Origin of the sequence: Shewanella sp., from assembly GCF_047975355.1 — a bacterium.
In the GTDB taxonomy this organism is placed as follows: Bacteria; Pseudomonadota; Gammaproteobacteria; order Enterobacterales; family Shewanellaceae; genus Shewanella.
The window spans coordinates 54,362-79,781 of record NZ_JBKEDJ010000040.1; the positions used below are offsets into that span (position 1 = coordinate 54,362).

The following is a 25,420-nucleotide window of genomic DNA, read 5'->3' on the forward strand; positions in this document are numbered from 1 at the left end:
TACCCGTTAGGGTTTTAAAGCTTATAATCGAAGAACTTACGTTTTTCAGGCCCCGAGGCATTAGCGCTGATCTTATTCGGATGTTTATATTCATCCCAACTGGCGACATTGCGGCCGACATTGAGTTTAGGAAAATTCTGTTGGTTTTCGGCGCTGGCTAATCCGATAAATGCTAATAGCTGGCCGAGGGCGCCTTGCTGACTCACATCCAGCGATAAGAAGTCATCTCGGCTGGCAAAATAGTCGAACACGCTTTGTTTATGGCGCAGATAACAATCGATAAGATGTTGTGTATCTTGCGGGTTTTCAACCAAACCGACACCAAAGCTATGGCGAAAACTGCGCTTCATAATCGGGTGGAATCGGCCGGTTTGTGCATCTAAATGTGGTAGCATTCGACTGAGTAACATCTGCATCGACGGCACCCAAGACTCTAGCTCTCGGTCAAGATAGACAAACTTGGCTTTGGGGAATAATCCATCCAACTGTTTGAAATCGCTAAAACAAGGCGCATCGGAAATCGCATCCGCCAGCATAAAGGCTTCTTTGGTAAACGCCATATGCGCCACTTTTAAGCCTTGTTCCAATAACGCCACACTCACGCTCGTCGTCCCAGTGCGGGGCAGCCCTATGATAATCAGCTTATTGACGAATTCAGGATGAGAATGCTGTGAGGACATAGACAATGGCTCTTAGTGAATGCGTGTGGCGCGATGAAAGTGCCGCGCAGTATATCTTAGTGAGCGTGATTTGTCGGTAGTTGAGGATCTGTCTACTGCGCAAGCTTTGGGATTTACTTCCGGCGCATTTTTAAAGACGCTTAGTCGGCATTTGCCAGTTTATCCCGTAAAAACTCAATCAATACCGTTACTTTGGTTGGGAGGTATTTTCGCTGTGGATACACGGCATAAATGCCATGTTCGGGTAGCGGATAGTCTGTAAGTAACGTTTGTAAACGCCCTGCCTGTAGATCGGACTCAACAATAAAGCGTGGTAGGTTGGCGATACCGAGGCCATCGAGACAGGCTAGATGGATGGCATCACTATTATTAACTTGATAGTTCCCTTTGGGTTGGATGCGTTGCATGCCATCGGGACTAAGGAAGCTCCATTCCACACCATCTTGAAAGTAACTGTAAAACAAGCAGTTGTGCTGAGTTAGCTCGCTAGGAACTATGGGTAAACCGTGCTGCGCTAGATATGCGGGGGACGCGCAAATCACGCTCACACAAGGGGCAATTTTGCGAGCGATAAGGCTGGAGTCGGGCAGTTCGCCAATTCGAATGGCCAGATCGAAGCCGCCTGCGATTAAATCAGTGGTCTTATCATCCATTTGCATTTGTAGCTGAATATTGGGGTAACGTTTTAAAAATTCAGCGATTAAAGGTGCAATATACAAGCGGCCAAACACCATAGGCACGGAAATTCGCAAATTGCCTTTAGGAACTTGCTGCAATTCGGAGATGGCATCCAATCCTTCTTGGGTGAGCTGCACGGCGGGGCGAATATATTCGAAATAGCGCGCGCCAGCATCCGTTAGGCTCAAACTGCGAGTGGTGCGTTGTAACAGTTGAATCCCTAAGTGTTGCTCCAACTGTGTGATTCGTTTGCTGATGGCTGATTTACTCAGCCCGAGTTTTTGTCCCGCAGCGGAAAAGCTACCGCATTCCACCACAGTGACGAAAATGGGCAGGGCGGAAAAATGTTCCATATGCGCTCCATCCTTTTTAAGCTAGATTGCTGAATTACCATTGGATTTTAATCCGTCTTTGACTTGACTCTCTGAGTGATAGGTAGAGTGTATTTACTGTTGAGTTATGCTCAACGATAGGTTGTATTAGTACGGTATTATCAATCATAGGCAAAAACTGTAGACTATTTTGCAACAAAAAACGCGTCCCCACTAATAGAACCTTGATCAGGTTCTGCAAGTTCGTTACCCCATGTTGAATGATGGCCAGCTTTATCTCGGGTCGAGTTAATCTGGTACTGTGTAGCGGTTTTTCTATATTGTGAGTGTGCGGGATTCTTAGAATTTTACTGATTGATCAGTGCATTTTATCTTTCGTTAGGAGTGTTATCTTGTCCTCAAGCCAAACTCATTTCACGGCCACACCCTATACTTGGGTGCTTTTCGATGCCGATGAAACCCTATTTTATTTCGATGCCTTTGCAGGGCTTAAACTGATGTTTGCAGGTTTTGGGGTCGATTTTACTCAAGCCGATTTTGATGAGTATCAGTTAGTTAACAAACCGCTTTGGGTCGATTATCAAGATGGCAAGATCACCGCCGCTGAGTTGCAGACCACACGTTTCAAACCTTGGGCTATCAAACTCGATGTCGATCCTCAAGTGCTCAATAGCGCTTTTTTAGCTGCTATGGCTGAAATTTGTTCTCCTCTACCCGGCGCCCGTGAATTACTGGCCGCGCTGCAGGGAAAAGCCAAAATGGGGATCATCACCAACGGTTTTACTGAGCTACAAACCGTGCGTTTAGCGCGTACAGGCTTACAGCATCATTTTGATATTTTAGTGATTTCAGAAAAAGTCGGTATGGCTAAACCCGATGTAGGCATCTTCGAGCATGCCTTTGAATTAATGGGCCATCCTGAGCGTGAACAAGTATTGATGGTGGGTGATAACCCACATTCTGACATTCAAGGGGGTATCAATGCGGGATTTCACACCTGTTGGTATAACGTCCATGGACACGCCGCTCCCGCAGGCATCCGCCCCCACTTTCAAGTTGCCTCCCATCATGAGCTACAGCAGAAGTTAATGTCGTTACTCGGCTAACGCCCTGAAACCCAAAAGCCCTTTAAAAGGGCTTTTGGGTTTAGATAACACAAACAAAGCTATTCCACATTCTGGATCTGCTCGCGCATCTGTTCGATCAAAACTTTAAGTTCCACTGCGGCTGAAGTGATTTCAGTGCTGATAGATTTTGAGGCAAGGGTGTTAGATTCGCGGTTAAATTCCTGCATCATAAAATCTAAACGGCGACCTTCGCTGCCGCCTTTTTTGAGGATGCGGCGCGCTTCGCTGACATGGGCTTCGAGGCGATCCATTTCTTCGGCCACATCTTGTTTCTGTGCCAGTAGCACCATCTCTTGCTCGATGCGGGCTGGGTCGAGTTCACCTTTGATTTCTGCAAGGCGGTTGGTTAACTTTTCACGCTGATATTCCATCACTTTTGGCATATGTTCACGTACGATGGCGATTTGCTCGCTCACGCCATCTAAGCGGCTTAACAGCATATCTTTGATAGCTGCGCCTTCGCGACCACGGGCTTCGATAAATTGATCGATAGCTAAGTCGAATGCGGTCATTAAATCGGCGCCAATGGCATCCATATCTTGCTCTGCACTTGAGAGCACGCCTGGCCAGCGCAAAATATCGGTGAGGTTGACTTCGCCTTGTCCGGCTTCCTGTTTTAACCAGCTCGCGGCGTCTAGCAGCTGTTTAGCTAATCCTTGATTTAATTTCAGTTCGTTATTGCTGTTGTCGGCTAACTCGTAGCGTAAATTGACTTCGACTTTACCACGGCTTAAGCGTTTACGCAGGCGGTCACGCAGTACTGGCTCGAAGCTGCGGAATTGTTCTGGCAGACGCAGGTAGGTTTCGAGGTAACGCTGGTTGACTGAGCGAATTTCCCAAGAGGCGGTGCCCCATTGTGCTTTGTGCTCGATGCGAGCGTAGGCTGTCATGCTTTGGATCATGGGATTGTCCTAATGGTTGAATCGTCATATTGATAGGCGATTATAGAGTCAATGGCTTTAGGATTAAAGGCATACAGTATACTGCTAAGGGAAAGCTTGCATTGCGGGCCGAGGAGTTTGTCAGAGAATTGCCCTAGGCATGGCATCCTCAGGCACAAATCCCTATAATATGCAGCCAAAATCAGTCAATGACTCAGAATACAGGAATCTCGCATGCGTCCAAGTAATAGAACGCCAGCACAAACACGTCCCATCACTATCACTCGCCAGTTTACGGCCCACGCCGAAGGTTCTGTGTTAGTGGAATTTGGCGAAACGAAAGTGCTTTGTACCGCCAGTTTTACTGAGGGTGTGCCACGTTTCCTTAAAGGTCAGGGACAAGGCTGGGTTACGGCGGAATACGGTATGTTGCCACGTTCAACCCACAGCCGTATGGACCGTGAAGCGGCTCGCGGTAAGCAATCTGGTCGTACTCAAGAGATCCAACGCCTGATTGGTCGTGCACTGCGTGCCTGTGTCGATATGAAAGCCCTTGGCGAAAACACAATCGTTATCGATTGTGATGTGATCCAAGCCGATGGCGGTACCCGTACCGCGTCTATTACAGGTGCCTGTGTGGCATTAGTGGATGCGCTGAACTGGGCGCGTGGTAAAGGCATCATTAAATCTAACCCGCTTAAGTTCTTGATTGCTGCAGTCAGTGTAGGTATCTACAACGGTGAAGCGATTAGCGATTTAGAATATATCGAAGACAGCGCCGCTGAAACCGATATGAACGTGGTCATGACAGAAACCGGTAAGATTATTGAAATTCAAGGCACAGCCGAAGGTGAGCCGTTCAGTCACGAAGAATTAATTGAGCTACTTGGTTTAGCTAAAAACAGCATTCGCGAAATCGTTGATGTGCAGAAAGCTGCATTGAATTGATTTTCTTTAAAAAGCCCCGTAATGGGGCTTTTTATTAACTTTAAAAATTTCTGTTACCCAACAAAAAAGCAAAACGTTAAAGTCGTAAGGAGAGATTGTGAAAGCCTATCAACGTGAGTTTATTGAATTTGCCCTAGAGCGTCAGGTGCTGCGATTTGGCGAGTTTACCCTTAAATCGGGCCGTATCAGTCCTTACTTCTTCAATGCTGGTCTATTCAATACGGGTCGTGATTTAGCACGTTTGGGTCGTTTTTATGCTGCGGCGTTAGTGGACTCAGGCATAGAGTACGATCTGTTATTTGGTCCTGCCTACAAAGGCATCCCAATTGCGACCACTACGGCGGTAGCACTGTGTGAACACCACGATATAGACATTCCATACTGCTTCAACCGTAAAGAGAAAAAAGACCACGGTGAAGGCGGAAGTCTAGTGGGTAGCGAACTTAAAGGTCGTGTGATGCTGGTGGACGATGTGATCACTGCAGGTACGGCTATTCGTGAGTCGATGGAAATCATCGAGGCTCATCAGGCGCAGCTTGCTGGCGTATTAATCGCGCTGGATAGACAAGAGAAGGGCAAGGGCGAACTGTCAGCAATCCAAGAAGTTGAGCGCGATTTTGGTTGCGGTATTGTAGCGATTATCAAGCTTGCGGATCTGATCAGCTATCTGTCAGAAAAACCAGGTATGGAAGCGCAATTGGCGGCGGTGAGTCAGTACCGTGAGCAATATGGCATCGAGGCCTAAGCAAGGGCTAAGTTCGTTATAAACCGCTAAAACAAAAACGCTGCAATTCATCAAGAATGGCAGCGTTTTTTTATGCACTGATTAAATCTAACAGCTTATTTGGGCTGATTTAAAAACTCGGCACGGGTGGCGGGGTTAGATTTAAAAATTCCCCCTAAGGCGGTGGTCGTGGTGGAGCTGGTGGAGTCCATCACGCCACGGGATTTTACGCAGTAATGTACCGCATCCATTTTTACCGCAACATCTTTGGTTTCAAGCAAGGTTTGTAGGGCAACGAGGACTTGTTGAGTTAAGCGCTCTTGCACCTGTGGGCGCTGGGAGAAGAAACGCACTATGCGGTTAATCTTTGATAAACCAATAATTTTTTTACGCGGAATATAAGCAATAGTCGCTGTGCCATCGATAGTGACTAAGTGATGTTCACAGGTACTGGTCAGGCTGATATCTTGCACGCGCACCATCTCATCGAAGCCCATTTTGTTATCAATTACGGTGATCTTCGGGAAGTTTTCATAGTCTAAGCCGGAGAAAATTTCGTCGACATACATTTTTGCGATGCGGCGCGGAGTATCGGCAAGACTGTCGTCAGAAAGATCCAGTGACATCAGTGTCAGGATTTCCTTCATATGGAATTCAATCTTGTCCTTACGCTCATCCGGGGTAAACACATTGGGGAGCATGGGGGTTTCAAGTCCGCGTTCTTGTAGGGCGGCTTGTACTTTTACTGCTGCTTCACTTAATGCCATCTTATCCTCCACTACTGCAGTAGCGGCTATCACTGAAAACCTAGCACCCTAAACTGAGTTTGTACAATGGGTGAACTCAGGTAGAAATCGACTCGTTCTTATCTGGACAAGAACAAGGTGGGGGAGAATAGCGCGAATTGCGGATAATTCATACCAAAAAACGCTCACGCTGAAGATGAAAAAGCCGATAATCCTTATCGATTATCGGCTCCTTAGGGCGCTAAAACATCATTATCTTGATGACGATAGCGATTATTTTAGCGAGTACTAAAGTTTTAAGTTGGTTTTTAAGAAGCTCAGCATCTGATCGTAATACTTGGCCCTGTGGCTATCGTCATAAAAACCGTGACCTTCGTTATCCATCACCAGTTTTTGGTAGGGATATTTGTGGGCTTTTAGCGCTTTTTCGAGTGATTCGAGTTGTTCAATTGGCGCTCGCTCATCGTCACCGCCGTGCACCAATAAAAGGTTCGCTTTTAACTTGGCAACGTTCTCAGAGGGCGACATTGCCTTTAGGATGGCTTTGTCTTGGCCGAGTACATCTTTAAGGTAGCTTGTTCCTGAACGTGTTCTGGCGACATCACCTTCATCAAACATCAGTTCGAGGTCATAAACCCCAGCCATGCCCACGGCGCACTTAAACATATCGGGGGCTAATATCGCGCTTTGTAGAGCACTATAGCCACCAAAACTGGCGCCGGCGATACACACACGTTCCTTATCGGCAAAGCCTTGGTCAATCACGTACTGAGTTGCGTCGATAATGTCGTGCTGAATATCTGAGCCCCACTTTTGATAGCCAGCTTGCTCGAAATGCTCGCCATAACCACCTGAGCCGCGGAAGTTAACCTGTAACACTGCCATACCATTTTGGGCGAGCAATTGATTTTGTGGGTCAAATCCCCACCAATCACGAATGCCATGTGGGCCACCATGGGGATTCACGATCAAAGGTAAATTTTTGGCTTCTTTGCCATAGGGTAAGGTTAAATAACCATGGATTTTCTGGCCATCGCGGTTAGTGAAACTAATAGGCTTAACCTCCGCCATTTCTTCTGGGTCGAGCCATTTACGGGCGGCGGCTAGATACTCCAGCTTGAGCTTTTTCGTATCAAACAAGTAGTAATCACCAGGATTGCGATCGTTAAATGCAATCACCACCAATTGTTCGCCATTACGGGTTTCGCTGACGATTTGCACTTGGTGCCCTGGCAGGGCGGCGAGTAAATCCTTAAGCAGTTTGGCATGGTTATCGTTGTTATCGACGAAGGCATAACTTGGATAACCATTTTCAAACTCAACGGCATACAGTTGTTTGTTTGTACCATTGATCCAGAAGTTACTTGGATCGACCACTTCATCTTGAATGATTTCCGCTTTATCGCCTGTTTCTAGGTTGATGCGATAGACGCCTAAGGTTTCGTTACCCACTCGGCCTGCGGCGTAAATGTTATTTTTATTATCGGCGAAGGAGATGGGCCTAAAATCGCTTAAGCCAAGGTTGAGTTTGTCGGTATTCACCCATTCGCCATCTTTGCGGTAAAAAACTTTAGTGATGTTTTTGCTGTCTTCCCCTGCTACAAAGCGGACTTCACCCTCATGGTCTGTCATAAAGCGAGCTCGGCCAATGGGGGAGCCTGTAATGCGCTTACGTGTGCCGTTAAACAGGTCGACGCGGTAGACATCCTGCAACAATTCAAAGTTTAAGCTCGATTCACTATTCCAAGGAATCGCATTGACCAGCATATAACGCTCATCATCAGGCAGGGGATCGAGAATAAAGGCGGTGGCGCGCATTGGGGTGTTTTTCTTGATATTCGATCCGGTTTGTTGCTCGCCGCTGTTATAGCCGAATAGATAGGCTTTGCGGGAACCATCGGCGTTGACCGCCATTAATTCGCCGTAGTATTGGGGCACATCGGTCCACCCCTTAAGGTATTCTTTTGCCAGTACGATGCGTTCGCTATTGGCCCATTCATAAGTGCCTACCTGGGCATTGCTCGGGAAGCGAATCGCGTTGAGTAGCTTTTTGGTTTGAGCATCAAGAACTAAGAGTACATTCTTACCTTCGACACTAGTGATAGCACTTAAGTACTTGCCGGTAGGCGAGATTTTTACATTAGAGTACTCATCCCCGCGACTGAATAACTGGGATTGGGATAAGGCATTTGTCGCCGAATTTTCGGCCGCAAATATGCTGAAAGGCATAATAGGCAAGCAAATTACGGCCAACGCAGCAAATGGCAAAGATTTCATCTGACATCCTTGTAATATTATTGTGGTTTTTGTTTTGGAAATGTTTGCTCGAGATTAAAACAAAAGCAATACTGATACAAGGAGTAGGGGATAAAACAAAGGACGGTGATTACCGTCCTTTGTATTGAAAAATCATTAGCTTTGTAACAGCTGATGCTGAATAAAGCGCCATTGTTCGTCGAAGTGTTGCGTCGGTTTGAGTTTAAACTCACTGCGCACAAATTGGGCGATTCGACCTTCGGCAAACGCTAACAGGAGATTGGCTAAAATTGCTTCATCTAAGTTAAAGCCTTTGCCTTCACGTAGGGTCTTTTCCCGCAGAATTTGCTTAAGTTGGGTTTCGATTTTGGCAAATAAGCTGCTGATACGACTGCGTAGACGCTCGTTTTCACCTAAGAGTGCATCACCATTGAGTACCCGAGAGATCCCTGGGTTGCGCTCGGCGAAAATCAACAACAGTTGTAGCACTAATTGGCAGCGTCTCATGGTATCTTTTTCATCGTCCATGATGATGTTGATACGCGAGAGTAATGACTCTTCAATAAACTCAATTAACCCTTCAAACATCCGTGCCTTACTCGGAAAGTGGCGATAGAGTGCCGCTTCCGATACGCCCACTTCAGAGGCGAGCTTAGCGGTGGTAATACGTTGCCCTGGGCTGGTTTCTAGCATTTGCGCTAGGCATTGCAGTATGTGTTCACGACGATTAATTTTTGGGCTTACAGCCATTGCAGTATCCTTCGCTCAATAATGATTCAGGTTATTTGGTGCCAGAATGGCCAAATCCACCTTCACCACGATCTGAGCTGTCGAACTCATCAACGAGTTTGAATTGTGCTTGTACTACGGGGACAAACACCAGTTGTGCGAGACGATCACCAATTTCTAAGGTAAATGGCGCATCGCTTCTGTTCCAGCAAGAGACCATCAAGGGGCCCTGATAATCGGAATCGATAAGCCCAACTAGATTGCCGAGTACGATACCGTACTTATGACCAAGGCCTGAACGGGGCAGAATCACAGCGGCAAGGCTAGGATCTGCAACATGGATGGCAATACCCGTTGGGATTAACTGAGTCTCACCTGGGGCTATCGTCATTGTGGTATCTATCATGGCGCGAAGATCCATTCCCGCGCTGCCAGGTGTGGCATAGGCGGGCAGGGGAAATTCAGAACCAATACGAGAATCGAGGATCTTTAATTCAATCGGTGTTTTCATCTATTTTGTTTTTTCTTTCACTATCAACGAAAGTAATTGCCGAGCCAACGTGAGTTTATCGGTAGCAGGCAAATCTTGACTACCCTGTGGCCAGAACACACGTAGGGCATTGGCATCGGCATTAAAGCCTAGACCAGCAACGGATACATCGTTTGCGGCGATCATATTCAAATTTTTGCGTTTGAGTTTATCGCGTGCGTAGGTTTCTACATCATGGGTTTCGGCGGCAAATCCCACCACAAAGGGACGGTTTGCCAAGCTTGCGACCGTCGCTAAGATATCAGGATTCCTCACCAGCGCAAGTTGCATTTCTTCGGCGGACTTTTTGATCTTACAATCTGCAATATCGCTGACGCGATAGTCGGCAACTGCGGCGCAGCCGATAAAAATATCTTTTTTATCAACGTTATCCATAACAGCGTCGAGCATATTTTGGGCTGACTCGACATCGATTCGCGTTACCCCTTCTGGCGTGGCTAAATTTACCGGTCCTGAGACCAAGGTCACAGCGGCGCCCATGTCGGTGGCGGCTTTCGCCAAGGCGAATCCCATTTTGCCAGAGCTGTGATTAGAGATATAACGTACGGGATCGATGGGTTCTCGGGTTGGACCCGCGGTGATAAGCACCGACTGGCCTGCGAGTGGTTGAGTCTCTTGTTCAGCATAGACATCTTTTGTTGCAAAAAAGCGGCTCGCCAGCTCAGCAATTTCAAGCGGTTCGAGCATTCGGCCGGGCCCCACTTCGCCGCAGGCTTGGCTGCCACTGGCGGGACCCCACAGAGTATAACCTCGACCTTGTAAACTCGCTAAATTCGCTTGGGTTGCGACATTGCGATACATCTGCTGATTCATTGCCGGACATAGGGCGATAGGCGCTTCAGTCGCAAGGCAGGTGGTCGTGATAAGCTCATCAGCCATGCCGGCGTTGATCCGTGCCAGTAAATTCGCGGTTGCAGGAGCAATAATCACCAAATCAGCCCAGCGTGCTAACTCAATATGGCCCATCGCCGCTTCGGCGGCAGGATCGAGTAAGCTTGATGCCACGGGATGTCCTGATAAGGCTTGCAAGGTGAGTGGGGTAATAAACTCCATGGCACTCTGGCTCATCACCACACGTACATCAAAGCCGCGTTCTTTTAAGCGGCGCACTAAATCCGCACTTTTGTAGGCCGCAATGCCGCCACCAATACCTAGTAGGACGTTTTTCGTTATCAGGCTCACAGACATCATCCGAGATTGAAATAATGTTGCCAACCATACCACAAAGCGACTAATTGGCGTGACTGTCCCAGTTCAAAAAATCTCGTCCATACTTGGTAAAGTGAAAATACACGCAGACAGGGAGGTCGCATGGCTATTAAGGATTGGCCCGAGGGTGAAGGGCCGCGGGATAAATTATTAGTAAAAGGCGCTGCCCATCTCTCAGATGCCGAATTACTGGCTGTTTTACTGCGTAATGGGTTGAGCGGGTTGAATGCGGTCGACCTTGCGCGCTCACTTATTCATGAATTTGGTGGATTAAGAAGCTTACTTTGCGCACCAAAGCATCAGGTGTGTCGACTTCCGGGCGTGGGACCTGTAAAATACGCCCAGCTTCAAGCCGCGGCTGAATTAGCGAGGCGTGTGGCACAAGAAAACCTGCAGAGAGGTCAGGTTTTGACAAATCCCGATTTAACTCGGGATTATTTAATGAGACAATTAGCTGACCGCTCCTATGAAGTGTTCGCAATTTTGCTGCTGGATAGCCAGCATAGAGTGATTCAGTTCGTCGAATTATTCCGCGGAACAATAGATTCAGCTTCGGTATATCCACGTGAAGTGGTGAGCTTAGTGCTGGAGAAAAAGGCTGCTGCCGTCATAGTGTGTCACAATCATCCGTCTGGTATTGCCGAGCCCAGTCAGGCTGACAGACGAATAACTGAGCGATTAAAAAATGCGTTAGCAACCATAGACGTATCCTTACTGGACCATATGGTTGTTGGTGATCGAGAGATAGTTTCCTTCGCGGAACGAGGCTGGATTAATTAATCTAACGCTTGATCTTACCTCTATGATCGTGTATAAAATGCGCCCTCTTTGTGCCTCGGGCGACGGCCATACGAGGTACATTAATGCTCGAGCGTTAAAATTGTTTTTTGGAGAAGACTGACATGTCAAGAGTATGCCAAGTTACTGGCAAGAAGCCGATGGTTGGTAACAACCGTTCGCACGCAAAAAACGCGACCCGTCGTCGTTTTTTACCTAACCTGCAAAACCACCGTTTCTGGTTAGAAGAAGAAAAACGTTTCGTACAGTTACGTGTATCTACTAAAGGTATCCGTCTGATCGATAAGAAAGGTATTGAAGTTGTTGTTGCTGAACTTCGTGCCCGTGGCGAGAAGGTGTAATAGATCATGGCTAAAGCTAAAGGTAATCGTGAGAAGATCAAATTAGTTTCTACAGCTAAAACTGGTCACTTCTACACAACTGAAAAAAACAAGCGTAACATGCCAGAAAAAATGGAAATCAAAAAATTTGATCCAGTTATTCGTCAGCACGTTATCTACAAAGAAGCAAAAATCAAGTAATCCTTGTTTAGTGTTTCGAGAAAAGCCCCTTATCTAAGGGGCTTTTTTTTGGTCTTTTTTCGGCTTTTCGTCATCAAGCTGAGATAAATCTATCCCACACTAAGCTCGCATTCAGAAACGACAGTTAGTTAAAAAAATGTGATCATTTATCAAAAATGCACTTTTTTGAAAAAATAAGCACTTTATTGTATTAAAACTGCATTTTAATGAGAATAAATTCTTTATTGGTGAATTAAAATGCAATACTATACGCGTGATTTAGTCATTCACTCCTGGTGAGCCATTGTGGGTTTGCCAGCTCAAATATGAGGTGTAAACAACGCGTGCGTACCACTGAACTGGTTGATGGATTTCGTCATTCTGCCCCTTACGTCAATGCCCATAGAGGGAAAACCTTTGTGGTGATGTTGGGTGGCGAGGCTTTAGCACAAAATCAATTTCGCGGCATTTTGAATGATGTGGCCTTGTTGCACAGTTTAGGCATTAAAGTAGTGTTGGTGTATGGCGCTAGGCCGCAAATCGATGCAGCGTTAGCCGCTAATGGGATTGAACCCGCCTACCACGAAGGTGTACGTATCACGGATGAAGACTCACTCAAAGTGATCAAGCAGGTCGCGGGTGCATTGCAGTTTGATATCACTGCGCGTTTATCCATGAGCCTAAGCAATACGCCGATGCAAGGTGCGCAAATCAACTTGGTCAGCGGTAACTTTGTAATTGCTCAGCCTCTAGGGGTCGATAATGGCGTCGACTTTTGTTTAAGCGGTAAAGTACGCCGAATCGATGCGCAGGGGCTTAAGCGTCAGCTCGATAACCACTGTATTGTGTTGATGGGGCCGATTGCCGCATCTGTCACTGGCGAAAGCTTTAATCTCACGGCCGAAGAGATTGCCACTCAAGTTGCTATTAAGCTGAAAGCCGACAAGATGATTGGCTTTAGTTCGCAAAATGGCATCCTCGATCGCAATGGCGATGTTATTGCCGAATTAATGCCAAATGACGCGCAAAACATTCTTAATAAGCTTGCTGAGCAAGGTTCTGCCTGTGTGGGCACTATGGCTTTCCTCAAGGCGAGTATTGATGCGTGCCGCAATGGCGTGCCTCGTTGTCATTTGGTCAGTTACCTCGATGATGGTGCATTGCTGCAGGAGTTGTTCTCCCGTGAAGGCATAGGCACGCAAATCGTGACAGAAAGCGCTGAGCGTCTGCGTCGTGCATCAATTAGCGATATTGGCGGGGTACTAAACTTAATTCGTCCCTTGGAAGAACAAGGCATTTTGGTGCGCCGCAGTCGTGAGCAGCTTGAGATCGAAATCGAGCAGTTTATGTTGATTGAGCGTGATGGCTTAGTCATTGGCTGCGCCGCCTTATATCCCTTCGAGGAAGATAACGCCGGTGAGTTTGCATGTCTCGTGGTGCATCCAGATTACCGCGATGCTGATCGAGGTAGCTTATTGCTGAAAAACATCATAGGTCAGGCGCGTAGCCGCGGTTATTCGCGTTTGTTTGCTTTGACCACCCGCAGCATTCACTGGTTCTTAGAGCATGGTTTTGTGATTGAAGATGTTGAGGCATTGCCGCAGAAGAAAAAGCAGCTGTATAACTATCAGCGCCGCTCAAAGATTCTCGCCCTCGATCTTTAAGCTTTTCTGCTAGATAAGATGCCAGCCTAGTGCTGGCATTTTTATTGACATAATATGTCTTTGTTGGCAAATTAGGGCATTCGCTTTCACGGATGACTTATCATGGTGACTCAGTTTTTCTCCCTCGCTCCCTTGACTCAAACCGCAATTTTAAGCTTCATTATCTTGCTGTTAGGTTTGGCTGGTGTGCTGTGGATGTTGTGGGTAAAACCTATGCCGAAAGTGGCTAAATCGGCGAGCTTAGGCATCTTGCTAGTAATGATTGGCGGATTTTCTTGGGTGTTTTATCAATCCCATAATGCTGAAATCGTGTTAACCGATACCGAGCTAAAACTCGATATTCCCTTCTATAAAGTGCAGTTAGCACGCTCCGAACTCCTCGTCGAGCAGGCACGCATTATCGACTTGAAGCAGGAGGCGGATTTAGCGCCCAGCTTTAAAACCAATGGCATAGGTATGCCAGGGTTTCAACTCGGCTGGTTTAATCTAAAAGGGAAGGGGAAGGCATTTGTCGCAGTGACGGATAAATCCGAGCTAGTGCTAGTGCCAACGACGCGAGGCTACAATCTGCTCTTGTCTGTGCCCGAGGGCGAAAGGTTTATTACCCAGCTACAAAAATAGCTGTTAAGTACATGCTCACTTAACCACTATTTTTGCAACTGTCGTCTGCGGCGTGATGTTATCGCGCCGTTTTGCGTTTATATGCCATATCGAATGTGAACACCAACAGGGCGCTCCAGATAAAGCCAAAGGTGATGCTCTTCTCGGCATCGAAGGGTTCATTGAATAAGGTTACCGCGAGGATAAACATAATACTCGGGCCGATATATTGGAAAAAGCCGAGCATAGACAATGGAATACGTACCGCTGCACCGGCAAAACACAATAGTGGAATTGTGGTGACAATCCCCGCCGCCATCAACAACAAATTAAGATGCCAATCGTTGGTGAGCATATTCGCCGTGGCGCTATCTAAAGTCGCGACCAGATAAACCAATGCGACCGGTAGCAGGATAGCGGTTTCGACTAGCAGACCCGATTTTGCATCCACGTTGACCTTTTTACGCAGCAGCGCATACACCCCGAAGGTGCCCGCCAAGGCGAGGGAAACAATGGGGATTGAACCGAATGAAATCAACTGAACAAGCACGCCAGCACTCGCCAGCGCGACGGCAAACCATTGCAACTTACGTAATCTTTCACCTAAAAACAGCATGCCGAGCAGCACATTCAGTAGGGGGTTAATAAAGTAACCCAAGCTGGCATCGAGCATATGATCGTTATTCACTGCCCAGATAAAAATCAACCAGTTGGCGGCAATCAGCAGGGATGTGATGGTGAGCACGAGTAACTGCTTTGGCTGTTTAAACAGTTGACGCAGCTTTCCAAAGCCACCGATAAACAGCATGATGATCACCATAAACACAAATGACCAGATCACCCGATGCAGTAAAATTTCGGTCGCAGAAACATGGTGGAGTAGTTTGAAATATAAGGGCGCAAATCCCCACATACAGTAAGCACTGACGGCAAGCAGGATCCCTTTGCGGTATTCAGTATCAGGCATGAGACATCTTCGAAGGACAACAGGACGGCGATTGTAGGAGGCTATGGGCATCGACTCAAGGTGTGTGCGGCTGCCTTTTTCGTTACAGGATGTCTCTAATGGTGAGTGCTCAACATGAAGAAGAGGAAAACAGCTTAATAATCAAGGTGTTTCCCTCTAATTTATCGATGTTAAATGCGGTAAAAAATTTCTAAAAAACTATGTGTGACAACGGACTAGCCAACCATATAAGTGCCTGTGCCGAAGGCGATATGGGTGCCTTGCTCGTTGTGAAGCTCCATGCGACACACCGAGACGCGATTGCCGGCACGGATCACGCTGCCGGTGCCGGTAAACATTTGTCCGCGTCCAGGACGTAGGTAATCGACCCTCATATCGATTGTGCCTAAGGTTTGCAGCCGCTGTTGTAACTCTTCAACCGTCCAATCGTCACGGCTAGCCACCAGTCCTGCAAAAGCGGTGAGGCCTCCGACTACATCGAGTACTGTGGCCGTGACACCACCGTGGAGAATTTGTTGGTGAATATTGCCAATGAGTTCTGGCTTCATATTGATCACCACTTCAACGCCATCTATGTCATAGCGCTTAATATCCAGACCCAATAAATTATGAAATGGCACGTGCTGATCAAACACTTCGGCGACACGTTTGAGTACTTCGGCTTGAATTGGGTTTGTCATGCTGTTCGTCCTTGTAGGCTGTTGGGCTTCTTAGAATAGGGTCGAGGCGCTCAATGGCGTTCGACTTAGAGCAATTAATCTACAGCTAAGCCTATGCCGAATGCAACTTAAGCCGCAGTGCGGGCAATTGTCTTAGACGTTGTGATGAGCAGTAGGCCTATCCAAAAGTTGTTAGTACCGAATCGGTTTAGGGCAAGATGGCGCAAGACAGGAGCGATTCTGTCCTTTAGAATAGGCGCCCTTACTTTTTAGCTAGAAGATCCATGGAAACTCAGTTACTCGACATACATGATGATCCGCTGTCGCAACGCCTAGCGCAGGTGTTTGGCTACCGTGACTTTAGGGACGGTCAGCGCGAAGTTATCGAACGTGTATGCAGTGGTGAGGACTGCCTTGTGATCATGCCCACTGGCGGCGGTAAGAGTCTGTGTTACCAGTTGCCCGCACTGCTGATGCCTGGCATCACTATCGTGGTATCACCGCTGATTTCATTGATGAAAGATCAGGTTGACAGTCTGTTGCAGACGGGTGTCAATGCTGCCTATTTAAACTCCTCGCAGCCGCGGGAGCAGAGTGTAGAGGTGCTGAGGCAACTGCATAGAGGCGAGCTAAAACTGTTATATGTGTCTCCTGAGCGGTTACTTACTGGCGATTTTATCGAGCGTATGCGCTCCCTGCCGCTATCGATGTTTGCTATCGATGAGGCGCACTGTATCAGTCAATGGGGACACGATTTTCGTCCCGAATATGCCGCCCTTGGTCAGTTAAAGCAGCTCTTTCCCCATGTGCCAATGATGGCGCTCACCGCCACCGCGGATCAGGCGACGCGGCAAAATATTTGCGAGCGCCTAGGGATTAATCCCTTTAGGTTACTATCGAGTTTCGATCGGCCCAATATTCGCTATACGGTTGCGGAAAAACTCAATGCCGCGAATCAGTTACGACAGTTTTTACTGCAACAAAATGGTAGTAGCGGCATTGTCTATTGCAGCAGTCGTCGCCGTGTGGATGAGGTGGCTGAGCGGCTCACACTGCAAGGGTTTCATGCTAAGGCATACCATGCGGGCATGACGCCACAAGAGCGCGGTGAAGTACAAGATAGCTTCCTTAAAGATCAAATTGATATTGTGGTTGCGACCGTGGCCTTTGGTATGGGGATTAACAAATCCAACGTGCGCTTTGTGGTGCATTACGATATCCCTAAGAGCATCGAAGCCTATTACCAAGAAACCGGTCGAGCGGGGCGCGATGGACTCGATGCCGAAGCCTTTATGCTGTTCGATCCTGCCGATATTGGGCGGGTGCGCCATCTTATCGAGCAGTCGGAGCCCGGGCCGCAGCAGCAGGTGGATTTCCATAAGCTCAATACCATGGCTGCATTTGCAGAGGCACAAACCTGTCGTCGCCAAGTGTTGCTGCATTACTTCGATGAGAGCGCGTTAGAGCCCTGTGGGAACTGCGATATTTGTCTCGACCCGCCTAAACGTTATAACGGCACCGAGGATGCGCAGAAGGTACTATCTTGCATCTATCGTCTTGGGCAGCGCTTTGGTATCAATCACTTGATTGAAGTCTTGCGTGGCTCTAAGGGCTCCGCGATTGTGGATAGAGGGCACGATAAGCTCAGCACTTGGAGCATAGGCAAAGACAAAAGCCATGAATATTGGCTGAGCGTGATCCGTCAGCTGATTCATTTGGGGCTGGCGAGCCAAGATATTACGCGGGGCTCGTCTATCACCTTAAACCCTTCGGCAAGACCGATCCTTAAGGGCGAGGTGGCGCTAATGTTGGCGGAGCCACGGATTCAGCTGACCAACATTAAGCGCAAAGTCACTCAATCGCGGGCACCGCTGAATTACGACCGCAAACTGTTTGCGAGGCTAAAAGCCCTACGGCGTACGATTGCCGAGGAGCAGGATGTGCCGCCCTATCTGGTGTTTAACGATGCGACCTTAGCAGAAATGGCGGCCATGATGCCCACCAGTCTCGGTGAAATGCTGGCGGTTAACGGGGTCGGTGAGCGCAAACTCAGCCGATTTGGCGACGATTTTCTCGATGAAATTGCCGCTTATTTAGCAGGGGAATAATCGCTTTGTGGGTCGCTCCCCTTGAGTTTACCTAATTGATTGATGCTCGCGCGCTTAACCAAAGAATCCAAAGTATCAAACTGCTGCATCACTGCAATCCCAATGTTCACCTTGTGAGTTCCCTGCCACATCTGGATGGTAGGCGTTATCTGGCTAACGACCTTCTGTGCGCCGACTGCTGAGGTATAGGGCAGCACAATAACGATGTCATCTATCGAATAACGCAGCAGTGTGTCCTGTTCACGTAGCTTGTCTTGCAGCTTCTCTAGTAAGGGGGGCAGGTCGACTTGGCGTATTTGGCTGGCATTAAACAGCAATAATGACAGCGGATAAGCCCCTTGTTTAGCACTGTGCAGTGTCAGCTCAAGTTGCTCCAGCGGAGGAAGATCTGGGGAGGCTGTATCGGACGCTGGCGCGCGGTTATTTTGTTTATCGATGAAGTACCAGATCGCGCCCCCGAGAATCCCCATAGCGACTAAAAATAGTGTGCTGTAGGCCCAGTCGACATTGAGTTCACTTAACAATGAGACATTATGGTGTTGTTGTTCATCGTCGTTGAGTTGCTGTAAACCTTGCTGATTTAACCTGGCTTTGAACTGCAAAATCCGAGTGTTATTCATCGACTCGTTGGCCTGCTCCGCGGCATCGAAACGCTTTTGGACAAACTCATAGGCGAGTTTGTAGTTGCCGTGAGTTTGATAATAATCACTTAAAATGCCATAAAACCATTTGAGATCAGAGTATTGTCTTAGTGCGTCTGCTTGTTCGATAGCGGAATCCATCAGTGTCAGTGCGGCGTCATCTCTATGCTGAGCAAAGCGAATCTGAGCTAACAAACGGGTCGAGCGCATCATGGCGACCCGCTGGTTTTGTTGCTTAAAGGTATTCATCGCAATCGAGATATATTCTTCGGCCGTGTCGATTTTCCCTTTATCGAGGGCAAGCGATGCCAAAATGGCATAACTATAGGCGAGTTCGAGTGGCGAGCCGATTTCAGGTAGCAGAGTTTTCGCTTGTTTTTCTAATTGGTCGCTGTAATCCCGTTCACCATTATCCAGTGCGATACGAGCGGCGTTACGCAGTAGTTCGTGCCGTACTTTTCCTTTGGTATCTTCGCTTTTTAACGCCAGCTTAGTGTAATACATGGCTTGGGGTAAGTCGTTGGTAGCATAGAGTAAGTTCCCCATAGCTGCATAGACATAAGCCTGTGGTGGCCACACCCAATTTTGGGTTTGCGAATTGATATCGGGATAGATATCGATAGCGATACGTAGATCTTCGATGGCGGAGGAAAAGTTATCCGTATTGGTATCGAGTTGGCCCCTGAGCCTGAGTGCATCGATGAGTGCTTGGGGCTGCTGATAACGTCTGGCAAGGGTTATAGCGGAATCGAGTAGTGGCAAGGCTTCTTGAATGTTGTCGTAGTTCAGATTGGCATCTGCCTGACAATTCAGAAAATAGGGACGTGCTTGATCGAGTTTTAGCTGTTTAGCGCTGGCCTCGCCGAGCTGGGCAAGGTTGATTGCAGCTTCATTTTCCCCTAGTTGCAACAAACTCTGGCATTTGAGCATACTAAGGCGAAGTCTATTAATATCGTTATATTTATCAGTTTCTTGCAGTTTTTCTAAAGCGGTGATTTGCGCAAATGCCTTAGTGGGATACTGGTAAACTTGCTCAGTGAGCGCATCTAAATCTAACTGGTCGTTAGCACTGACCCATAAAGGGCAAAGCCATAACAACAGGCTTAGCGCTAAGACACGAAAATCCATTTTTTGCTCCATACCCTAAATTGATTCAACTATCCGTAACCGCGGGCGAGGATTATAACGTGTATCAAGGTTTTTTTGCATAAAAAATGATTTTTTTGTTTAAATTTTGAGTTGTCGCATTTTGTAGATTTTTCTCTATCAACAAGGGATTAATCGGGTTCACTGTGACGGTTAATCCCCCTGTTTTGCTATTTTGCAGCAAATAACTCGCAGAACATGAAAAAAATTGGGGTTGACACACTTAGGCAAGCGAGTTAAATATTAACCGTCCTTATTTTGAGCCAATAGAATAAATATTTAATTTAAATGAATAGAATTAGCAGCAAACTCGACCTCCTCCTTCTCTCTCTCGCGCCACAAACGCGGAGGTCTTAGTGTTGCTCGCTCGATAGATAGGCAAAGCATTCACAAACCCCGCACCAATGTTGCGGGGTTTTTTGTATCTGAATACGGCAAAAGTTAAATAATGAACGGTGACGTTCCATGGAGAAACGAGATGTCTAACAGAGTAATTATATTTGATACCACCTTACGTGATGGCGAGCAGGCGTTAGCGGCAAGCCTGTCGGTCAAAGAAAAGTTACAGATCGCCATGGCGTTAGAACGTCTCGGTGTGGATGTGATGGAAGTGGGGTTCCCTGTGTCGTCACCCGGTGATTTTGAGTCGGTGCAGACCATTGCCCGTACCATCAAAAATAGCCGTGTGTGCGCCTTATCCCGCGCCTTGGAAAAAGATATCGATGCCGCCGCCCAAGCATTATCGGTGGCCGAACAGTTCCGTATTCATACCTTTATCTCCACCTCGACTATCCATGTGGAGAGCAAGTTAAAGCGCTCATTCGAGCAAGTGTTGGAGATGGCGGTGGGCGCGGTGAAATATGCCCGTCGGTTTACCGATGACGTGGAGTTTTCCTGCGAAGATGCTGGACGCACACCAATCGACAATCTGTGCCGTATGGTGGAAGCGGCGATTCACGCAGGGGCTCGTACCATCAATATCCCCGATACTGTGGGTTACACAGTGCCAAGCGAGTTTGGGGGCATTATCCAAACCCTGTTTAATCGCGTACCGAATATCGACCAAGCCATTATTTCGGTTCACTGCCATGACGACTTAGGCATGTCGGTGGCCAATTCGATCACCGCCGTGCAGCATGGTGCTCGCCAAATTGAATGTACCATGAACGGTATTGGTGAACGTGCAGGTAACTGCTCCCTAGAAGAAATCGCTATGATCTTAGCGACGCGTAAGAATCTGTTGGGAGTTGAAACTGGGATCAATGCCAAGGAGATCCACCGCACGTCGAATCTGGTCAGCCAGTTGTGCAATATGCCGATCCAGTCGAATAAGGCGATTGTGGGCGCGAATGCCTTTACCCACTCTTCGGGTATTCACCAAGATGGCATGTTAAAGGCGCAAAACACCTATGAAATCATGACGCCAGAGAGCATCGGCCTAAACCGTAACAACCTGAATATGACCTCGCGCTCAGGTCGCCATGTGATTAAGCATCGTATGGAGGAAATGGGCTACAGCGAGCAGGATTTCAATCTGGATGCCCTGTACGAACAGTTTTTACATTTGGCCGATAAAAAGGGTCAAGTCTTCGATTATGACTTAGAAGCCTTAGCCTTTATGGAAGCGCAAGCGGCGGAAGATAACTTCTATCAATTACAGCAGTTAGTGGTGCAGTCCGACTCCACCGAAGGTGTTGCCACGGCTACTGTACGCATCGATGTCGGCGGAGAGATTAAAACCGAAGCCGCGACGGGTAATGGTCCCGTTGATGCCGCCTATAACGCCATTGCCCGTGCGACGGACCGTCGTATCGATATTATCAGCTACAAATTGGGCGCTAAGGGTGAGGGACAAAATGCCCTAGGCCAAGTCGACATTACCGCGGTTTACCATGAACAAAATTTCCACGGTGTCGGCTTAGCGACCGACGTGGTTGAGGCATCAGCCCGTGCGTTAGTGCACGTGATGAACCTGACTTGCCGCGCCGATAAGGTCGCAGATTACAAACAGAATATGCATAAAAACAGAGAGCTGGGCGGCGTATAGCCCAAGCACTATCGAGCATAAAGTTTTCACATTGAAGGAGTGAGCGGGCGTATGAGTTATCAAATTGCAGTATTAGCCGGGGATGGTATTGGGCCTGAAGTGATGGCCGAGGCGCGTAAGGTGTTAAAGGCGGTTGAGGCACGTTTTGGTCTTAACATTGAATACTCTGAATATGATGTCGGCGGTATCGCCATCGACAATCACGGTTGTCCATTGCCTGAGGCAACACTGAAAGGTTGTGAAGCGGCTGATGCCATTCTATTCGGTTCAGTCGGTGGTCCTAAATGGGAAAAACTGCCGCCGAATGAACAACCCGAGCGTGGTGCATTATTGCCATTACGTGGTCACTTCGAACTGTTTTGTAACCTGCGCCCAGCTAAATTGCATGATGGTTTAGAGCATATGTCACCGCTGCGCAGCGATATTTCTGCCCGAGGTTTCGATGTTCTTTGCGTGCGTGAGTTAACGGGTGGGATCTATTTTGGTAAGCCTAAGGGGCGCCAAGGTGAAGGTGAGAGCGAAGAAGCCTTCGATACCATGCGTTACAGCCGCCGCGAGATTGCCCGTATTGCACGCATTGCCTTTGAAGCCGCCCGCGGTCGTCGTAAAAAAGTCACTTCGGTCGACAAGGCAAACGTCTTAGCTTGCTCGGTACTGTGGCGCCAAGTAGTAGAAGAAGTTGCAGTTGACTTCCCCGATGTTGAGCTGGAACACATTTATATCGACAACGCGACCATGCAGTTGCTGCGCCGCCCCGATGAGTTTGACGTTATGCTGTGTTCTAACCTGTTTGGCGACATTTTATCGGACGAAATTGCCATGTTGACCGGTTCTATGGGCTTGTTGTCTTCGGCGAGTATGAATAGCACTGGCTTTGGTTTGTTTGAACCCGCTGGTGGCAGTGCGCCGGATATTGCGGGTAAAGGTATTGCTAACCCGATTGCACAAATTCTGTCGGCCGCGCTGATGCTACGCCACAGCTTAAAGCAAGAAGAAGCTGCAAGCGCGATTGAACGTGCCGTGAGTAAGGCGCTCAATTCTGGCTATTTAACCGGTGAGCTATTAAGTAGCGACCAACGCCATAAGGCCAAATCGACAGTCGAAATGGGCGACTTTATCGCCGATGCAGTTAAGGCAGGTGTGTAATGAGTACTCCTTCAACATCAACCGCTCCGAAAACCCTGTATCAAAAGGTGTGGGATGCCCACGTTGTGGCAACCCCAGAGGGCGAAGCGCCGATCATTTATGTCGACAGACATTTGGTTCACGAAGTGACATCACCCCAAGCCTTTAGTGGCTTAAAAGTGGCTGGGCGTAAGTTACGCGCTCCAGAGAAAACCTTCGCGACCATGGATCACAACACTTCGACGCGCAGTGCTAGCCTAGATGCTTTAAGCCCTATGGCGCGGACTCAGGTCGAGACCTTGGCGCAAAACTGTAAAGACTTCGGCGTGCGCTTATATGACATTCACCATCCTAATCAAGGGATTGTGCATGTGATGGGGCCTGAGCTTGGGATTACCTTACCCGGCACAGTGATTGTGTGCGGTGATTCCCATACCGCGACTCACGGTGCCTTTGGCGCCTTGGCTTTCGGCATTGGCACTTCCGAGGTGGAGCATGTGCTGGCGACGCAAACCCTACGCCAATTAAAAGCCAAGACCATGAAAATCGAAGTACGTGGTCAGGTCACTGATGGCGTCACCGCCAAAGATATCGTGCTGGCGATTATCGGTAAGATAGGTATGGATGGCGGCACTGGCTATGTGGTTGAGTTTTGCGGCGAGGCCATTGAAGCGCTGTCGATGGAAGGGCGCATGACAGTCTGCAATATGGCGATTGAAATGGGCGCTAAGGCGGGCATGGTCGCGCCGGATCAAACCACTTTCGATTACCTAGAAGGTCGTGAGTTTGCACCAAAGGGTGAAGATTGGGCGCAAGCTGTCGCCGCCTGGAAGGCGCTGAAAACCGATGTTGGCGCCGAATTTGATGCCACCGTCGTGTTGGATGCCGCCGATATCGCGCCGCAGCTGACTTGGGGCACTAACCCTGGACAAGTGGTGGCCATCGATGCGCCCGTGCCTAATCCTGCCGATGAGGTGAATCCAACAATTCGCGCTAGCATGGAAAAGGCCTTGGACTATATCGGTTTGACCGCAGGCACGCCGATGACAGACGTCGCGATTAACAAAGTCTTTATTGGTTCTTGCACTAACTCGCGGATTGAAGATTTGCGCAGCGCTGCGAAACAGGCCAAAGGGCGTAAAGTGGCTTCGGGCGTTACGGCAATCGTAGTGCCGGGTTCTGGCCAAGTGAAAGCACAGGCCGAGGCCGAAGGTTTAGATAAAATCTTTATCGAGGCTGGATTCGAATGGCGTTTACCGGGCTGCTCTATGTGTTTGGCGATGAACGATGACAGATTAGAAGCGGGCGATCGCTGCGCCTCGACCAGTAACCGTAACTTCGAGGGGCGCCAAGGTCGTGGTAGCCGTACCCATTTGGTGAGTCCAGCGATGGCGGCAGCGGCGGCGATTGCTGGGCATTTTGTCGATATCCGCAAACCTTACTAACCGTAATCCCAAGAGGAGAAGTTAATGCAACCTTTTACTAGCCATACCGGGCTTGCGGTCATGATCGACAGCGCCAATATCGATACCGATCAAATTATCCCGAAGCAATTTTTATCTAAGGTGACGCGGGATGGATTCGGTGTGCACTTATTCCACGACTGGCGTTATCTCGATGATGCCGGGGATGTGCCTAATCCTGATTTCACTCTAAACAAGCCTCGCTATCGCGGTGCGTCGATTCTGCTGGCACAGGAAAACTTTGGCTGTGGCTCCAGCCGTGAACACGCCCCATGGGCACTGGCGGATTTTGGCCTGCGCGCCATTATCGCCCCGAGCTTTGCCGATATTTTTTATGGAAACTCCATCAATAACGGTTTGTTGCCGGTGAAGCTGAGCGCGAATGAAGTGCGTCAGTTAATGGATGAGGTGGCGAGCGAAGAAGGCGCACAAATCACCGTGGACTTAACGACTCGTAAGGTGACATCGCCTTCGGGAGCTGAGTTTAGTTTTACACTGGCCGAGTCGGCGCGGCATAAATTGCTGAATGGTTTAGATGCCATTGGCTTGACCTTGTCCCACGGGGCGCAGATAGGCGAGTACGAATCACAAATCCCAAGTTGGCGCCGCTAAGCATTCGGCGAACACTTGTACCTTAATGGATATTAATCTTAAACGCCTAGTTCGAAAACTAGGCGTTTTTATTGTCTACGCTTAAGCACTTAAGCCTAATTTATTGTATTTATTGATTTAAAATGAATGTAGTCTTTCCTGTATCGCAATCAAAATGATTGCTAGTGATTTATGCTGAATTTTAATGGGTAAAATGGCTTACAAGTGTTTATAGGTTTTTCGTCTATTAA

At 48.1% G+C, this 25,420-nt stretch carries 24 protein-coding genes; 13 read left to right on the plus strand and 11 right to left on the minus strand.

What is annotated here, in order from left to right:
* Positions 1–14 precede the first annotated feature (14 nt).
* Both ACK5NH_RS12200 and ACK5NH_RS12205 read right to left on the minus strand, forming a co-directional pair.
* Positions 15–680, minus strand: coding sequence for a sulfotransferase family protein (locus tag ACK5NH_RS12200; protein ID WP_416920434.1), 666 nt, complete (start codon positions 678–680; stop codon positions 15–17).
* A 140-nt stretch (positions 681–820) separates the two neighbouring features.
* Positions 821–1,711, minus strand: coding sequence for a LysR substrate-binding domain-containing protein (locus tag ACK5NH_RS12205; protein WP_416920436.1), 891 nt, complete (start codon positions 1,709–1,711; stop codon positions 821–823).
* A 371-nt stretch (positions 1,712–2,082) separates the two neighbouring features.
* Here ACK5NH_RS12205 and yjjG point away from each other — a divergent pair, with 371 nt between their 5' ends.
* Entirely contained in the window at positions 2,083–2,796 is a 714-nt protein-coding gene (yjjG, locus tag ACK5NH_RS12210) for a pyrimidine 5'-nucleotidase (protein ID WP_416920439.1), read from the plus strand.
* Positions 2,797–2,855: 59 nt separating this feature from the next.
* Here the strand turns inward: yjjG and ACK5NH_RS12215 are convergent, their stop codons facing one another.
* Positions 2,856–3,719 carry a YicC/YloC family endoribonuclease gene (locus ACK5NH_RS12215; protein WP_416920441.1) on the minus strand — a complete coding sequence of 288 codons (864 nt, stop codon included), beginning with the start codon at positions 3,717–3,719 and terminating at the stop codon, positions 2,856–2,858.
* A 213-nt stretch (positions 3,720–3,932) separates the two neighbouring features.
* Here ACK5NH_RS12215 and rph point away from each other — a divergent pair, with 213 nt between their 5' ends.
* Together rph and pyrE are read left to right on the plus strand one after the other, a co-directional pair.
* A complete protein-coding gene (gene rph, locus ACK5NH_RS12220) occupies positions 3,933–4,646 on the plus strand; it encodes a ribonuclease PH (RefSeq protein ID WP_416920443.1) in 714 nt (237 codons plus the stop codon).
* 97 nt (positions 4,647–4,743) lie between these two features.
* Positions 4,744–5,391 carry an orotate phosphoribosyltransferase gene (gene pyrE / locus ACK5NH_RS12225; RefSeq protein WP_011624328.1) on the plus strand — a complete coding sequence of 216 codons (648 nt, stop codon included), beginning with the start codon at positions 4,744–4,746 and terminating at the stop codon, positions 5,389–5,391.
* A gap of 95 nt (positions 5,392–5,486) precedes the next feature.
* Here the strand turns inward: pyrE and folE are convergent, their stop codons facing one another.
* The 5 genes from folE to coaBC all read right to left on the minus strand — a co-directional run bounded on the left by folE (position 5,487) and on the right by coaBC (position 10,842).
* The gene (folE, locus tag ACK5NH_RS12230) at positions 5,487–6,137 is read right to left on the minus strand and encodes a GTP cyclohydrolase I FolE (RefSeq protein WP_416920446.1); all 651 of its coding nucleotides are present in this window, start codon (positions 6,135–6,137) and stop codon (positions 5,487–5,489) included.
* A 267-nt stretch (positions 6,138–6,404) separates the two neighbouring features.
* A complete protein-coding gene (locus ACK5NH_RS12235; protein WP_416920448.1) occupies positions 6,405–8,393 on the minus strand; it encodes an alpha/beta hydrolase family protein in 1,989 nt (662 codons plus the stop codon).
* 135 nt (positions 8,394–8,528) lie between these two features.
* The gene (slmA, locus tag ACK5NH_RS12240) at positions 8,529–9,122 is read right to left on the minus strand and encodes a nucleoid occlusion factor SlmA (RefSeq protein ID WP_416920450.1); all 594 of its coding nucleotides are present in this window, start codon (positions 9,120–9,122) and stop codon (positions 8,529–8,531) included.
* A 31-nt stretch (positions 9,123–9,153) separates the two neighbouring features.
* On the minus strand, positions 9,154–9,612 hold the full coding sequence (dut, locus tag ACK5NH_RS12245; RefSeq protein WP_416920452.1) for a dUTP diphosphatase: 459 nt from the start codon (positions 9,610–9,612) through the stop codon (positions 9,154–9,156).
* Positions 9,613–10,842 carry a bifunctional phosphopantothenoylcysteine decarboxylase/phosphopantothenate--cysteine ligase CoaBC gene (gene coaBC, locus ACK5NH_RS12250; RefSeq protein ID WP_416920499.1) on the minus strand — a complete coding sequence of 410 codons (1,230 nt, stop codon included), beginning with the start codon at positions 10,840–10,842 and terminating at the stop codon, positions 9,613–9,615. It lies immediately after the preceding gene.
* 120 nt (positions 10,843–10,962) lie between these two features.
* Here coaBC and radC point away from each other — a divergent pair, with 120 nt between their 5' ends.
* The 5 genes from radC (at position 10,963) to ACK5NH_RS12275 (ending at position 14,443) form a co-directional block, all read left to right on the plus strand.
* Positions 10,963–11,640, plus strand: a complete 678-nt coding sequence (gene radC / locus ACK5NH_RS12255; RefSeq protein WP_011624904.1) for a RadC family protein — start codon at positions 10,963–10,965, stop codon at positions 11,638–11,640.
* Positions 11,641–11,762: 122 nt separating this feature from the next.
* Entirely contained in the window at positions 11,763–11,999 is a 237-nt protein-coding gene (gene rpmB, locus ACK5NH_RS12260) for a 50S ribosomal protein L28 (protein ID WP_006079870.1), read from the plus strand.
* 6 nt (positions 12,000–12,005) lie between these two features.
* Positions 12,006–12,179: a 50S ribosomal protein L33 gene (rpmG, locus tag ACK5NH_RS12265; protein WP_006079871.1), complete on the plus strand. Its 174-nt coding sequence runs from the start codon at positions 12,006–12,008 to the stop codon at positions 12,177–12,179.
* 323 nt (positions 12,180–12,502) lie between these two features.
* Positions 12,503–13,822 carry an amino-acid N-acetyltransferase gene (gene argA, locus ACK5NH_RS12270; protein ID WP_416920456.1) on the plus strand — a complete coding sequence of 440 codons (1,320 nt, stop codon included), beginning with the start codon at positions 12,503–12,505 and terminating at the stop codon, positions 13,820–13,822.
* 102 nt (positions 13,823–13,924) lie between these two features.
* Positions 13,925–14,443, plus strand: a complete 519-nt coding sequence (locus tag ACK5NH_RS12275) for a PH domain-containing protein (protein ID WP_416920458.1) — start codon at positions 13,925–13,927, stop codon at positions 14,441–14,443.
* Between the two features lie 58 nt (positions 14,444–14,501).
* On the opposite strand, the gene rarD is transcribed toward ACK5NH_RS12275, so the two are convergent.
* Together rarD and ACK5NH_RS12285 are read right to left on the minus strand one after the other, a co-directional pair.
* On the minus strand, positions 14,502–15,389 hold the full coding sequence (rarD, locus tag ACK5NH_RS12280) for an EamA family transporter RarD (protein WP_416920460.1): 888 nt from the start codon (positions 15,387–15,389) through the stop codon (positions 14,502–14,504).
* 215 nt (positions 15,390–15,604) lie between these two features.
* Complete coding sequence (locus tag ACK5NH_RS12285) at positions 15,605–16,069, minus strand: thioesterase family protein (protein ID WP_416920462.1); 465 nt, start codon at positions 16,067–16,069, stop codon at positions 15,605–15,607.
* Positions 16,070–16,332: 263 nt separating this feature from the next.
* On the opposite strand from ACK5NH_RS12285, the gene recQ reads away from it, so the two are divergent.
* Positions 16,333–18,156: a DNA helicase RecQ gene (gene recQ, locus ACK5NH_RS12290; protein ID WP_416920464.1), complete on the plus strand. Its 1,824-nt coding sequence runs from the start codon at positions 16,333–16,335 to the stop codon at positions 18,154–18,156.
* On the opposite strand, the gene ACK5NH_RS12295 is transcribed toward recQ, so the two are convergent.
* Positions 18,138–19,925, minus strand: a complete 1,788-nt coding sequence (locus ACK5NH_RS12295; protein WP_416920466.1) for a hypothetical protein — start codon at positions 19,923–19,925, stop codon at positions 18,138–18,140. The two genes, recQ and ACK5NH_RS12295, sit on opposite strands and share 19 nt — an antisense overlap.
* Before the next feature lie 496 nt (positions 19,926–20,421).
* On the opposite strand from ACK5NH_RS12295, the gene leuA reads away from it, so the two are divergent.
* Genes leuA through leuD form a run of 4 tightly spaced genes read left to right on the plus strand, consistent with a single transcriptional unit; the run spans position 20,422 to position 25,190 of the window.
* A complete protein-coding gene (gene leuA, locus ACK5NH_RS12300; protein WP_011718510.1) occupies positions 20,422–21,990 on the plus strand; it encodes a 2-isopropylmalate synthase in 1,569 nt (522 codons plus the stop codon).
* 51 nt (positions 21,991–22,041) lie between these two features.
* A complete protein-coding gene (gene leuB / locus ACK5NH_RS12305) occupies positions 22,042–23,136 on the plus strand; it encodes a 3-isopropylmalate dehydrogenase (protein ID WP_220054048.1) in 1,095 nt (364 codons plus the stop codon).
* Complete coding sequence (gene leuC / locus ACK5NH_RS12310; RefSeq protein ID WP_416920469.1) at positions 23,136–24,560, plus strand: 3-isopropylmalate dehydratase large subunit; 1,425 nt, start codon at positions 23,136–23,138, stop codon at positions 24,558–24,560. Before leuB ends, leuC begins: the two co-directional genes overlap by 1 nt.
* 24 nt (positions 24,561–24,584) lie before the next feature.
* Positions 24,585–25,190 carry a 3-isopropylmalate dehydratase small subunit gene (gene leuD, locus ACK5NH_RS12315; RefSeq protein WP_416920471.1) on the plus strand — a complete coding sequence of 202 codons (606 nt, stop codon included), beginning with the start codon at positions 24,585–24,587 and terminating at the stop codon, positions 25,188–25,190.
* Positions 25,191–25,420: the final 230 nt, after the last annotated feature.

What these genes read in the sequence shown, in the direction of transcription:
- radC (WP_011624904.1), top strand. Translation starts at nt 10,963, where the DNA reads ATGGCTATTAAGGATTGGCCCGAGGGTGAAGGGCCGCGGGATAAATTA.
- leuA (WP_011718510.1), top strand. Translation starts at nt 20,422, where the DNA reads ATGTCTAACAGAGTAATTATATTTGATACCACCTTACGTGATGGCGAG.
- ACK5NH_RS12215 (WP_416920441.1), bottom strand. Translation starts at nt 3,719, where the DNA reads ATGATCCAAAGCATGACAGCCTACGCTCGCATCGAGCACAAAGCACAA.
- recQ (WP_416920464.1), top strand. Translation starts at nt 16,333, where the DNA reads ATGGAAACTCAGTTACTCGACATACATGATGATCCGCTGTCGCAACGC.
- ACK5NH_RS12275 (WP_416920458.1), top strand. Translation starts at nt 13,925, where the DNA reads ATGGTGACTCAGTTTTTCTCCCTCGCTCCCTTGACTCAAACCGCAATT.
- ACK5NH_RS12235 (WP_416920448.1), bottom strand. Translation starts at nt 8,393, where the DNA reads ATGAAATCTTTGCCATTTGCTGCGTTGGCCGTAATTTGCTTGCCTATT.
- coaBC (WP_416920499.1), bottom strand. Translation starts at nt 10,842, where the DNA reads ATGATGTCTGTGAGCCTGATAACGAAAAACGTCCTACTAGGTATTGGT.
- rph (WP_416920443.1), top strand. Translation starts at nt 3,933, where the DNA reads ATGCGTCCAAGTAATAGAACGCCAGCACAAACACGTCCCATCACTATC.
- rarD (WP_416920460.1), bottom strand. Translation starts at nt 15,389, where the DNA reads ATGCCTGATACTGAATACCGCAAAGGGATCCTGCTTGCCGTCAGTGCT.
- ACK5NH_RS12200 (WP_416920434.1), bottom strand. Translation starts at nt 680, where the DNA reads ATGTCCTCACAGCATTCTCATCCTGAATTCGTCAATAAGCTGATTATC.
- leuC (WP_416920469.1), top strand. Translation starts at nt 23,136, where the DNA reads ATGAGTACTCCTTCAACATCAACCGCTCCGAAAACCCTGTATCAAAAG.
- leuD (WP_416920471.1), top strand. Translation starts at nt 24,585, where the DNA reads ATGCAACCTTTTACTAGCCATACCGGGCTTGCGGTCATGATCGACAGC.
- folE (WP_416920446.1), bottom strand. Translation starts at nt 6,137, where the DNA reads ATGGCATTAAGTGAAGCAGCAGTAAAAGTACAAGCCGCCCTACAAGAA.
- ACK5NH_RS12295 (WP_416920466.1), bottom strand. Translation starts at nt 19,925, where the DNA reads ATGGATTTTCGTGTCTTAGCGCTAAGCCTGTTGTTATGGCTTTGCCCT.
- ACK5NH_RS12205 (WP_416920436.1), bottom strand. Translation starts at nt 1,711, where the DNA reads ATGGAACATTTTTCCGCCCTGCCCATTTTCGTCACTGTGGTGGAATGC.
- ACK5NH_RS12285 (WP_416920462.1), bottom strand. Translation starts at nt 16,069, where the DNA reads ATGACAAACCCAATTCAAGCCGAAGTACTCAAACGTGTCGCCGAAGTG.
- leuB (WP_220054048.1), top strand. Translation starts at nt 22,042, where the DNA reads ATGAGTTATCAAATTGCAGTATTAGCCGGGGATGGTATTGGGCCTGAA.
- rpmG (WP_006079871.1), top strand. Translation starts at nt 12,006, where the DNA reads ATGGCTAAAGCTAAAGGTAATCGTGAGAAGATCAAATTAGTTTCTACA.
- slmA (WP_416920450.1), bottom strand. Translation starts at nt 9,122, where the DNA reads ATGGCTGTAAGCCCAAAAATTAATCGTCGTGAACACATACTGCAATGC.
- dut (WP_416920452.1), bottom strand. Translation starts at nt 9,612, where the DNA reads ATGAAAACACCGATTGAATTAAAGATCCTCGATTCTCGTATTGGTTCT.
- rpmB (WP_006079870.1), top strand. Translation starts at nt 11,763, where the DNA reads ATGTCAAGAGTATGCCAAGTTACTGGCAAGAAGCCGATGGTTGGTAAC.